The organism is Pseudoduganella sp. GW821-FHT12E03, assembly GCF_058807115.1.
Genome location: NZ_JBXAQJ010000009.1, coordinates 101,533 through 113,167 on the forward strand (window position 1 = coordinate 101,533; position 11,635 = coordinate 113,167).

10 protein-coding genes are annotated in these 11,635 nt (G+C 63.7%); 6 read left to right on the forward strand and 4 right to left on the reverse strand.

What is annotated here, in order from left to right; genetic code table 11:
• Window positions 1–19: 19 nt before the first annotated feature.
• A complete protein-coding gene (locus AC1RRC_RS22595) occupies window positions 20–1,048 on the reverse strand; it encodes an AraC family transcriptional regulator (RefSeq protein ID WP_493057784.1) in 1,029 nt (342 codons plus the stop codon).
• 146 nt (window positions 1,049–1,194) lie between these two features.
• On the opposite strand from AC1RRC_RS22595, the gene AC1RRC_RS22600 reads away from it, so the two are divergent.
• Genes AC1RRC_RS22600 through AC1RRC_RS22625 form a run of 6 tightly spaced genes read left to right on the forward strand, consistent with a single transcriptional unit; the run spans window position 1,195 to window position 6,332 of the window.
• Entirely contained in the window at window positions 1,195–2,379 is a 1,185-nt protein-coding gene (locus AC1RRC_RS22600) for a lipid-transfer protein (protein ID WP_493057785.1), read from the forward strand.
• Between the two features lie 11 nt (window positions 2,380–2,390).
• Window positions 2,391–2,828: a MaoC family dehydratase N-terminal domain-containing protein gene (locus AC1RRC_RS22605; protein WP_493057786.1), complete on the forward strand. Its 438-nt coding sequence runs from the start codon at window positions 2,391–2,393 to the stop codon at window positions 2,826–2,828.
• Between the two features lie 10 nt (window positions 2,829–2,838).
• The gene (locus AC1RRC_RS22610) at window positions 2,839–3,258 is read left to right on the forward strand and encodes a MaoC family dehydratase (protein ID WP_493057787.1); all 420 of its coding nucleotides are present in this window, start codon (window positions 2,839–2,841) and stop codon (window positions 3,256–3,258) included.
• A gap of 21 nt (window positions 3,259–3,279) precedes the next feature.
• Entirely contained in the window at window positions 3,280–4,122 is an 843-nt protein-coding gene (locus tag AC1RRC_RS22615; protein ID WP_493057788.1) for an SDR family NAD(P)-dependent oxidoreductase, read from the forward strand.
• Window positions 4,123–4,134: 12 nt separating this feature from the next.
• Complete coding sequence (locus AC1RRC_RS22620) at window positions 4,135–5,295, forward strand: acyl-CoA dehydrogenase family protein (RefSeq protein WP_493057789.1); 1,161 nt, start codon at window positions 4,135–4,137, stop codon at window positions 5,293–5,295.
• Between the two features lie 8 nt (window positions 5,296–5,303).
• Window positions 5,304–6,332, forward strand: coding sequence for a CaiB/BaiF CoA transferase family protein (locus AC1RRC_RS22625; protein ID WP_493057790.1), 1,029 nt, complete (start codon window positions 5,304–5,306; stop codon window positions 6,330–6,332).
• Window positions 6,333–6,391: 59 nt separating this feature from the next.
• Here the strand turns inward: AC1RRC_RS22625 and AC1RRC_RS22630 are convergent, their stop codons facing one another.
• The 3 genes from AC1RRC_RS22630 to AC1RRC_RS22640 form a co-directional block, all read right to left on the reverse strand.
• Window positions 6,392–8,818: a DUF4214 domain-containing protein gene (locus AC1RRC_RS22630; protein ID WP_493057791.1), complete on the reverse strand. Its 2,427-nt coding sequence runs from the start codon at window positions 8,816–8,818 to the stop codon at window positions 6,392–6,394.
• Window positions 8,819–8,901: 83 nt separating this feature from the next.
• Window positions 8,902–10,941 carry an ATP-binding protein gene (locus tag AC1RRC_RS22635; protein WP_493057792.1) on the reverse strand — a complete coding sequence of 680 codons (2,040 nt, stop codon included), beginning with the start codon at window positions 10,939–10,941 and terminating at the stop codon, window positions 8,902–8,904.
• Window positions 10,938–11,498, reverse strand: coding sequence for a YfiR family protein (locus AC1RRC_RS22640; RefSeq protein ID WP_493057793.1), 561 nt, complete (start codon window positions 11,496–11,498; stop codon window positions 10,938–10,940). The genes AC1RRC_RS22635 and AC1RRC_RS22640 overlap by 4 nt, the downstream gene beginning before the upstream one ends.
• Between the last annotated feature and the right edge of the window lie 137 nt (window positions 11,499–11,635).

Genomic DNA, 11,635 nt, shown 5'->3' on the forward strand with positions numbered 1-11,635 from the left:
GGGGGCCGGACAGCACCGTTCAGCGCGCGCGGCGGTATTCGCCGCACGCCTTGCCGGTCCATTGCTTGAATGCGCGCTGGAATGAGCCGCTGTCGGAAAAACCCAGGTCGGCGGCAATCGCGGCCAGCGCGGTATCGGACGTGGATAGCCGGGAAATCGCGAGGTCGCGCCGCAAGCCATCCTTGATGCGCTGCAGGCTGGAACGCTCCGCCGCCAGTTGCCGCTGCAAGGTCGCGCGCGACATGTGCAATTGTTTGGCCACCGCATGCACATCCGGCCAGTCCGGATACGCCCGCAGCAACACGTTGCGGGCATCCTGGCTGACCTGGCCCAGCACGCGCGGCGGCGCAATGATCTGGCCAAAGGAATCGGACAAGAAGGCCCGCATCGCCATTTCATCGTGGATCACGGGCGTCTGCAATTGCCCGGCGCTGAACCAGAACCCGGTCACCGCCTGGCCATAGCGGCGTTCGGCAGGAAACGCCACCGCATAGTCCGCCACGTCGTCCGTGGACGGGATGGCAAAGCCGAAATGGCCGACGCGCAGCGCGCCGCCGGTCAGCCACACCGCCAGCCGCCAGAACACGCGCACCAGCGTATGCAGCAGGAACGGCTGGGGCAGGCGGCCCGCATGCAGCCAGCGCATCTGCAACCCCGCCTCCGGCCTGGTTTCCGCCAGTGCGAATTCCAGGTCGTCCTGCAACAGGTTGGCGGCGGACGCCATGCGTTTCAGCGCCTGCCGCAAATCCGGCGCGCTCATGCCGACCCGCGCCACCAGCGGGAAACTGCCCGGCTTGAACGGGCGGGAAAACATGCCCAGTCCTTCGTCCTGCAAATCCAGCGCAATGGCGTAGAACAGCGCGATAAACTGGCCCGTGGTCACCCCCGGATGGTTGACTTGCGCGAGTGCATCGGCGGCAATCCCGGCGCGCTGCAAATAAGGCGCAATGTCTGCCCCCTTCGCTTGCAAGGCCGCCAGCATGCCGCGCACGAAACCCAACCTGAGCAAGGGTTCCGCAACAGGCTGCATGGGGGAATGGTGGGGCATGGTGTCAGTCTCACGGGGGTTACACTGGCAGCAGTGTACGCCAACAATGAGGCGAAATGCCATCATGTCGATGTCTGCCGCCATTGTCCGGCAAGGCCGCCGTTTCTACACTGGAGCCACACAACAAAGCTTACAAGGAGCTGGAGATGACTCAAACAGTATGCGTTGCCGGCGTCGGCATGATCCCCTTCACCAAACCGGGCGCCAACGAACCGTATCCCGCGATGGCGTCGAAGGCCGTAACCCTGGCCCTGCACGATGCCGGCATCGGCTACGACATGGTGCAGCAGGCCTATTGCGGCTATGTGTATGGCGATTCCACCGCCGGCCAGCGCGCGCTGTATGAAGTGGGCATGACCGGCATCCCGGTCATCAACGTCAACAACAATTGCTCGACCGGTTCCACCGCCCTGTTCCTGGCGCGCCAGGCGGTCGCCAGCGGCGCGGCCGACTGCGTACTGGCGCTGGGTTTCGAACAAATGAGCCCGGGCGCACTGGGTTCGCACTTCAACGACCGTCCCAGCCCGTTCGACAAGTTCGAAGCGGCGGCCGATGAACTGGTCGGCAACAACCAGATTCCGCTGGCGTTGCGCTATTTCGGCGGCGCCGGCCTGGCCCACATGCAGGAATTCGGCACCCCGCTCAACACCTTCGCGAAAATCCGCGCCAAGGCCAGCCGCCATGCGGCCAACAACCCGCTGGCGCTGTTCCGCACCGTGGTGACGGAAGAAGACGTCATGAATGCGCCGGTGGTGTGGCCGGGCGTGATGACGCGCCTGATGGCGTGCCCCCCGACCTGCGGCGCGGCGGCCGCCATCATCTGTTCGGAAGCGTTCGCGAAAAAGCATGGCTTGAAGAGCGACGTGGTGATCCTGGCGCAAGCCATGACCACCGACAAGGCGGTCGCGTTCGAGGCGCGCGACATGCGCGAAGTGGTGGGCTTTTCCATGACGCAGGCCGCCGCCGGCCAAGTGTACGAGGCTGCCGGCATCGGCCCGCAAGACCTCGATGTGGTGGAATTGCACGACTGCTTTGCCCATAACGAATTGCTGACCTACGAGGGGCTCGGCCTGTGCCCGCGCGGCGGCGCGCAAAAGTTTGTCGAAGACGGCGACAACACCTATGGCGGCCAGGTGGTCACCAATCCGTCCGGCGGCTTGCTGTCGAAGGGCCATCCGCTCGGCGCGACCGGCCTGGCGCAGTGCACGGAACTGGTCCAGCAATTGCGCGGCCAGGCCGACAAGCGCCAGGTGGACGGCGCACGTTTGGCGCTGCAGCACAACCTGGGCCTGGGCGGCGCCTGCGTCGTCACGCTGTACGGCAAACACTGAGGAGGCGCGCCATGGCGGATAAAAGCCTGATTGGACGGGAACTGGGCGTGACCACGGTGGAAGTGGAAAAAGGCCGCTTGCGCGCCTTTGCCCACGCCATCGGCGAGACCAATCCCGTGTACTTCGATGAAGGGGCGGCGCGCGATGCGGGCCACCCGTCGCTGCCGGTGCCGCCGACCTTCCTGTTTTGCCTGGAAGGCGAAGGCCGCAACGTCATGGATTTGCTGGGTACGCTGCAATTCGACATGGCGCGCATCCTGCACGCGGAACAGGAATTCACGTACCACAAGATGTGCCATGCGGGCGATACGCTGACCTTCGACACCCGCATCGCCGACATCTTCGACAAGAAAGGCGGCGCGCTGCAATTCGCCGTCAATACAACCCGCGTCACCAACCAGCATGGCGAGCATGTGGCGGATTTGCGCTGCTCGCTGGTGCAACGCTAAGGAGGCCGGCATGACCCACGTGACTTTCAACGACATCCAGGTGGGAGACCGGTTGCCGCCACTGGCGCTGGCGCCCATCAGCCGCACCACGCTGGCCCTGTATGCGGGCGCCTCGGGCGACCATAACCCGGTCCACATCGATATCGATTTCGCGCGCAAGGCGCGCATGCCGGACGTGTTCGCGCACGGTATGCTGTCGACAGCCTATCTGGGGCGGCTGGTGTCGAACTGGGTGCCGCAGCAGCAAATGCGGCGGCTGGCGGTGCGTTTTTCCGGCATCACGCACCTGGGCAATACGCCGCTGTGCAGCGGCACCGTGGTGGAAAAAATGGAACAGGACGGCGAACAGCGCGTCAAAATCGCGATCACCTGCGCCAATCAATATGGCGAAGACAAACTGGTGGGCGAAGCGGTCGTCGCCCTGCCATAAACAAACCTGATGGAGACACTGATGACTCAATTAACGAATAAATTGGATGGCAAAGTAGCACTGGTAACGGGTTCGGGCCGCGGCATCGGCCGCAGCGTGGCGCTGCAACTGGCGGCGCAAGGCGCGCGCGTGGTGGTCAACGACCTCGACGCCGATCCCGCCCACGCGGTGGTGGAAGAAATCAAGGCGGCCGGCGGCGACGCCGTGGCCTGCTTTGGCAGCGTGACCGCGCCCGACTTCGCCGAGCGCTTCATCAAGACCGCCGTCGACCAGTACCAGGGCATCGACATCATCGTCAACAATGCCGGCTATACCTGGGACAACGTGATCCAGAAAATGACGGACGAACAGTGGTACGCCATCATCGACTGCCACCTGACGGCGCCGTTCCGCATCCTGCGCGCGGCCTATCCGGTGCTGTCGGCGCAAGCCAAGCTTGATGCCGCCGCCGGCCGCGAAGTGTTCCGCAAGGTCGTCAATGTGTCGTCGATCGCCGCCAACGGCAACGCCGGCCAGGCCAACTATTCCGCCGCCAAGGCCGGCATCGTCGGCCTGACCAAGACCCTGTCGAAGGAATGGGGCCGCCTGAAAGTCAACGTCAACTGCGTGGCGTTCGGCCATATTGAAACCCGCCTGACGGAACCGCTCGCCGGCGGCGAGAGCAAGACCGTCAATATCGAAGGCCGCGAAATCAAGGTCGGCATCGGTGAACAGGTGGTGGAAATGTCGAAGAAAATGATCCCGCTGGGCCGTCCCGGCCAGCCGGATGAAGCGGCCGGTTCCATCCTCATGCTTTGCGGTCCGGAGTCGAACTATGTGTCGGGCCAGCTGATCGTGTGCGGCGGCGGCCTGGCCGGGCTGTAAGGGAGAAGAACCATGCTGCCGCAATTGCATCAACACGCGTGGATGGATGCCGACATCGAGTCGTTCCGCGACCAGGTTCGCCGCTATGTGCACGCTGAAATGGTTCCCCACCTGCCCGCCTGGCGCAAGCAGGGCTACATCCCGCGCGAAGTATGGCGTCCGTTCGGTGAACTGGGCTTCATGCTGCCGGAACTGGGCGAGGAATACGAAGGCCCCGGCGCCACGGTGGCCTATCAGCTGGTGGTGCAGGATGAACTGGCCAAGGCCGAAGTGCCGGCCAACACGGCCGTGCACACCATTGCCGCCCATTACATCATGGACTACGGCACCGAAGAACAGAAACGCAAGTGGCTGCCGAAAATGGCCAGCGGCGAAATCCTGGCCGGCATCGCCATGACGGAACCGGGCTGCGGCTCCGACTTGAAAGCCGTGCGCACCCGCGCCCGCCTCGACGGCGACCATGGCGATCATTACGTGGTCGATGGCGCCAAGACCTTCATCACCAATGGGTTTACCGCCAACCTGCTGGTGCTGGTGGTGCGCACCGGCGACGCCGGCGCGAAGGGCATATCCCTGCTGGTGATCGAGACGGAAAACCTGCCGGGCTTCACGGTCGGCCGCCGCCTGGAAAAAATCGGCATGCACGCTTCCGACACCGCCGAGCTGGTGTTTGAGGCCATGCGCATTCCGGCGGCGAACCTGCTCGGTGGCGAAGAGGGCCAGGGCTTCAAGCAACTGATGAGCCAGCTGGCCTACGAACGCATGCTGCTGTGCGTACCGGCCGCCGCCGTCATCGAACGCGCGCTGGAATTGACGGTGGAATACACCAAGGAACGCAAGGCGTTCGGCAAAGCCATCGCCGACTTCCAGAACACCCAGTTCAAGCTGGCCGAGTGCGCGACCACCGCCCATATCGTGCGCAGCTTCGTCAACGATTGCGTGCAGCGCCTGCTCGATGGCAAGCTCGATCCCGAAGCCGCGTACATGGCGAAATGGTGGTGCACGGAACAGCAGTGCAAGGTGACGGACGAATGCCTGCAACTGTTCGGCGGCTACGGCTACATGGATGAATACCCGATTGCGCGGCTGTATGCGGATTCCCGTATCCAGAAGATTTATGGCGGCACCAATGAAATCATGAAAGACTTGATTGCGCGGAAGGTGCTGGCATGAGTCCTGGCATGAGCGCCACCATCCGGCCGCTGGCCGGCGTGCGCGTGATTGAATTCGAAGGCATCGGCCCCGGCCCGCTGTGCGGCAGCATGCTGGCGGGACTGGGCGCCGACATCACCTTGATCACGCGGCCACAGAAAGGCGGCCTGGCGGACACCCTGGGCGGCGGCGCACCGAACCCGCTGCGCGCGGGCAAGCGTGAAGTCCCGCTCGACCTCAAGAACCCGGAGCACGTGCAACAGGCGCTGGACTTGATCGCGCAAGTCGATGCGCTGATCGAGGGCAACCGGCCCGGCGTGATGGAACGCCTGGGCCTTGGACCGGAACAATGCGCGGCGCTCAACCCGCGCCTCGTGTATGGCCGCATGACCGGCTGGGGCCAGGACGGCCCGCTGGCGCAGGCGGCCGGCCATGACCTCAATTACCTCGCGCTGTCCGGCATGCTGTCGCTGGGCTTGCAGGAAGGCCAGAAACCAATGGCGCCGCCGACCGTGCTGGGTGATGCGGGCGGCGCGCTGGGGCTGGCGTTTGGCATGGTGTCGGCCGTGCTGCATGCGCGCGCCAGCGGCCAGGGCAGCGTGGTCGACGCGGCGATTACCGATGTGGTGGCGATGCTGGGCGGGATTGCGCAATTGATCATCGGTGGCGGCCAACTAGGCGGCCCCGCACCGAGTCCGTTCCATGACTCGCCGTTCTACGACAGCTACCGCTGCGCCGATGGCGGCTGGATCACGATCGGTGCGCTGGAGCCGCAATTCTATGCGTTGTTGCTGCACAAGCTGGAACTGCACGATGTGGATCCGAAGCGGCAATACGATGTGGCCGGCTGGCCCGCGCTGAAAGAGCGTTTTAGCAGGCTGTTCCTGTCGCAACCGCGCAGCCACTGGTGCGCGCTGATGGAGGGAACCGATGTGTGCTTCGCACCGGTGTTGACGGTGGACGAGGCGCGACGACATCCACATAATGCCGCGCGCGGGACTTTCCAGGGCGATGGCAGCGGCGCACGGTCCGCGCCGCGCATCACGGCACTTCCTTGAAACGATGCTACCGCCTAGCCATGGCCGGCATGCCAGCGCCGGCCGTCAACCGTCAACCGTCAACCAACGTATGGCTGGTACAGGAAACCATCGGCGATACCGACTAGCTGCGCAACATTCTCCGGCCCCTCGCTAAACGCCGCCAACACATTGCCACGCGGTTCGCCGCCCTTCAGGACGGAGATCCAGTAGTCAAGCCCACCCGCATCCGGCACACGATGCAGGACGTTGCGGTATAGTGCCGCCGCGAACGCTGCATCATCGGCGCCCGCGCCGCCCGCCAGGAACTTGAATTCCTGGCTGTTTACAAAGGACTGCGCCACGTCCCGCAGCGTTGCCCCCTTGTCCATTTGTCCGATCCAGTACCCCAGCCCGGAGGCATCGGGGGTCCGGTCAAATGCCGCCTGGTACAGCCGGTATGCCATGCCGCCGGCTTGTCCCGGGGCTGTATCGAACGCCAGCACACCGTCCTGGAACATCACCCGCTCCACATTCTGCAGGAATGCTTCCGAACCATCGCTCCAGGACAAACTGATGCCATCGGCCAGTCTGCCTTTCACTGCCGCAGCGGCACGCACGCCATCGACCCGCAGGAAATCAGTGCCCGCGCCGCCATCAATCGCATGCTTCCCGGCTGCCAGCGCAAACTGGTCGATCCCGGCGCCCCCCTGCTGGTTGGCCGCGCTTTGCACCACGACGGTACTGGCAGCCGACGCTGCCGACAACCAGCCAGCCGCATCCCGCGCCACCACGGTCAGCGCATGACTACCGTTTTGCAGCAATTCCGTCGTCAATGACCAGGCGCCGTCCTCTGCCGCTTTTGCCTCGCCCACCTTGCGTAGGCCATCGTAGGCCAGCACCGTACTGAGTGGCTCACTCTTCCCGGACAGTGCAACGCGGTTATCCATGCCAGCCGCAGGCACGGCCGCCATCAATTGCGGCGTGGCGGGCGGCGTGGTATCGGGCGAGGTCAAACTCAGCCGGTAGTAGCCGCTCACTTCGGATTCACCGGCAACCTTAACGAAGTAAGTATTGCTGGCTTGCGGTACAAAGGTAAAACTCCCAGTATCAAAATCCTTCACGCCGCCAAACGTTCCACCGATGCGTCCGCCCGCAGCATCGCTCACATCCAACTTCAGCCGGTGCGTCGCAAACCAGAACTCGCCCTTCAACGAACCAGCCTCCAGGCTGACCGTGTACTGTTGACCAGCCTGCAATTCCATCCTGAAATAGTCAACGTCATATGCCACGTCCAACAAACCGGAACGGAGCTGGTTTACCTCCAGCACAGTTTTGGTCCCGGCATCATCGGCATAGTCGTCCGCCTTGTCATGCACCGTGCCCGTCAACGTATAGTTCGCGACTTGATTGAGTGTCCACGACGTCAGGCAGTAATACCCGCTTTCCGATGGTGTGTAATACATGTCTGGGGAGTACGAAGACTTGACCTCGCGTCCAAACCAGTCGGTGATGGTGGAAGCAATCGCAGCATCACTGTAAGCAAACTTGTAACGCATACCTGCCGTCAGGTATACCTGGACCGTATCAGCGTCGGGATACAGCCCGGACAAAGTATCCAACGTATTGTTGATTGTCAGTGGTACACCCGGCTTGAATACGGTGGTGCTGATCCTGCCGTAGGGGAGGTCATCACCGTTATCGAGCCAGCCGTAATCCGCCGTCACAGCATAGCTGCCTGTGCCAGTACCGGAATACTCACTGACGGCAAGGTAGTATGTTCCGCCCTGGTCGGCCTGATAGCGGATCCGAGGCTCATCGCCAAGCCCGCCACTCCGGCTGCTTTGGATCAGTTTGCCGGATGGATCATACAAGCTGAGTTGCGCATCCGCTGCGCCGCTGCCCAGCGTATAGGTGCTGCGGTCCGCGCCATACACCATGAAGGCATAAGACGTGCCGCTACTCAGGTCAACTTTGAGCCAGTCTACCTGGCCTGGCTTGTCGATGGTGCCCGTCGCCATCGAATTCAGTTTCAGGGTCCCCAGCGTGGTGCTGTCCGCCGTATAGGTGTCACGCTCCGTCGTCGCCGACATGCGCAAGGTATGGGCGCCTAGCGCCAACGCCGAATTGGCGCTGGCCTTGACATAGTAATAGGCGTCGACCTGAGGTGTGAACGCGACCTGGCTGGTAGTGCTGTTACCACTGACGCTACTGAACCTGTCAAGTTCGCGAGCGGGAGAGAGCGTCGGTATATCATCCGCAGAAAACATCCAGTGCGCCTGACCATCACTAAACACGGCCAGCTTCAGATCCTTCAGCGGCGCATCGGCGCTGAATGTATAGGTGATATTGGCCTTCAAAAATACCTTGAACATATCGGCGTCATCACTGGCGCCCAGCGTGAAGGGCATGCTGGTGCCACGGAACAGCCCAGCCGTTGCCTGGGAATCGCCTATATCGTCTGCAGTGCCGGCAGCAATCCTCGTTCGTGTTAATTCGCTCATGACGCTCACGGAAAAAATTGCCATTATATCCATGCCGGTGGCATTTCCGGGCGCCGCGCAGCGGCACGACCGGGGTGCCAGCCTTCACCCTGGCAAGCCTGGCGCGCCTAGTTGAAATTGGTTGGCAGGGTCAGCGTGAAGCGGGTGCCGTTGCCGAGTTCGCTGTGGACTTCGATCTTGCCGTCCAACACGCCATACACGATGTTGTAGACGATGTTCAGGCCAAGACCGGACCCGCCGCGTCCCAGCTTGGTGGTAAAGAAGGGGTCATAAATGCGCCCCATGTTTTCCGGGGCGATCCCGCAACCGTTGTCGCTGACGGTGATTTCCACCATGCCGGGCGCCACGCTCCGGGCTGACAGCAGCACATCGCCCTCCGCGCGCCCTTCAAAGCCGTGCGTCAGGGCATTGGTGATCAAGTTGATCAACACTTGCCCAAACGGACCGGGGTAGGAATTCATGGCGATTTCCGGCGGCACGTCCTGGCGCACCCGGATACCGGACTTTTTAAAGGACGGCATCAAGACCAGCAGGATTTCATTGCTCAGTTCCGTCAGCTGGAACTGGCGCCGCTGCGACGTGGCGCGGTCCACCGCCACCTGCTTGAAGCTGGCCACCAGGTCCACCGCGCGGTGCAGGTTGCGCAGCACGATGTCGCAGCCATCGTCGATGTCGGTCACGAAGGCTTGCAGTTCGGAGCGCTTCAAACCCTGCGCCGCCAGCCGCTGGAATTCGCGGGTCTGGTCCGCCAGCGTACTGACCGCCAGCAGGCTGTTGCCGATCGGCGTGTTCAGCTCGTGCGCGACGCCGGCCACCAGCGAGCCCAGCGCCGCCAGCTTTTCACTGCGCACCAGCTCATCCTGCGCGCGCCGCAAGTGTTCCAGCGAGTCGGCCAGCTCGCCGTTGGTGGCCGCCATTTGCGCGGTGCGCAGCGCCACCTGCTCTTCCAGCACGTCGCGGTATTGCATCTGCTCGACCTCGCTGCGCTTGCGGTCCGTGATGTCGGTGGAAATACCGCCCAGCGCCCAGATCCGACCGTGTTCGTCCAGCAAGGGGAATTTCACGGAAATATACGTGCGCAGTTCGCCCGTGCTGTCCGGGACCGATTCTTCATAGGCAGCCGCCTCGCCGGATTCCAGCACATGCCGGTCGTTATGCAGCAAGATGCCGATGATCTCAGCAGGAAAAATGTCGCGGTCGTGGCGGCCGATCGGATCCGGCGTCCCCGGCGGCAAGATCAGCCGGAAGCTTTCGTTGATCAGCATATACAGGCCGGCGATGTCCTTGATGTAGATGACGGCGGTCGAGCGGGCCACGATATTTTCCAGCAGCGACTGGCTGCGCCGCAGCGCCGCTTCGCGCGCTTCGATGGTCGACAGCATGTCATTGATGGCGCCGCCCAGCCGGCCCACTTCATCTTGTCCGCCGGCGTCGGCACGCAAGTCATAGCGCTGTTCCAGGGTCACGCGGTGCGCCACGGCGGACAGCGCCAGCAGCGGCCCTGTCACGAGCCGCCGCACCATCACCGCATGCAGCACGCCGCCCACCACCAGAGTCAGCAAGACCACCGACAGCACCAGCCCATATTGCCGCAGGCGTTCCCCCAGCGACGGCAAGGCATAGTCCACCTGCAAATAGCCCGTCACCTCATGTTCATAGCGCACCGGCGCCAGCATGGAGAGCGATCCGCCCTGGAAGCGGTGGCCGCCGGCGGCCAGGTCGTCCGGCCAGGCGCACGCCATCTCGCCTTTGCGTCCATAGCTGGCAAACAGGCGGTGGCGCGCGTCATACAGGCAGGCGCCGCGCACATCGGGGTTGCTGCGCAACGCCGCCAAGGTGCGGGTGGCCGCAGGCTGGTCGCCGAAATTCAAGTCCACGTCCAGGTTCAGCGACACCAGTTCCATGCGCCCCGCCAGGTCCGACACCAGCCGTGGCCGCGCCACCATGACATCATAGGAAAACAGCGCCAGCAAAGCCGCCAGCAAGGCGGCGCCCGCCGTGGCGATCGAGACCAGCACCAGCTTGCGCTGCAAGCCCATGTCGCGCAGTCCCGGCGAGGTGGGCGGCGCGGGCGGCGGCGCCGCCGACCGCCTGGGCGCGCCGTCCGGCGCGGCGGTGGCACTGGCGGTGTGGACGTCCTGCATCATCGCGCCCCCCCGCCCAGCACCCGGTCGGCCAGGGCCAGCACGCGCGGGTTCAGGCTCATCCCCGACTGCCGCGCCGCCGTCAGGTTCACCTCGAACCGGATGCTGCCTTCGACCATCATCATGTTGATCATGCCGCCATCGGCCAGGAACGAGGCGGAATCGCCAATCGTCAGCACGGCCTGGTCGCGCAAGCGGGTCAGCAGCGCAGCCTGCCGCGCCCGTTCCGGCGCACCGGGCGACGGGCCGAAATACAGCGCATGACAGGGTCCCGCTTCTTCCTGTTTTGAAATCGTCCGCAATTCCAGCGGCCGGCTGCCTGCGGTGCGGCTTTGCAACTGGCGCGCAATGTCCCCGCCGCCCGGTCCCAGCACGCACAGCACCAGCGGCGCGGGGGCCTCGGCCAGCACGGCCTGCGGCCAACTGGCGTAGCGGGTGAAATTCAGTATATAGGCCGCCTTGATTTGTGGTTCCGGCAACGCGTCGGGCGCACCGGCGCCGTGCACGCCGGCCATGCACAGCATCAGGCCCAGGCCGGCGTGCAGCCTGTTCCAACGCAACCGCGGGGACTTGCTCAACCCAGGCATGGCCCGGTCCGCTGTCCTTGCTGGTCCGGCGTCTCCATCGTGTGATGTCCTTATGTCCTCGTGTCCTCACATACAGGCGGAAGTTCCTTATGCACAGGAGCAACATCACC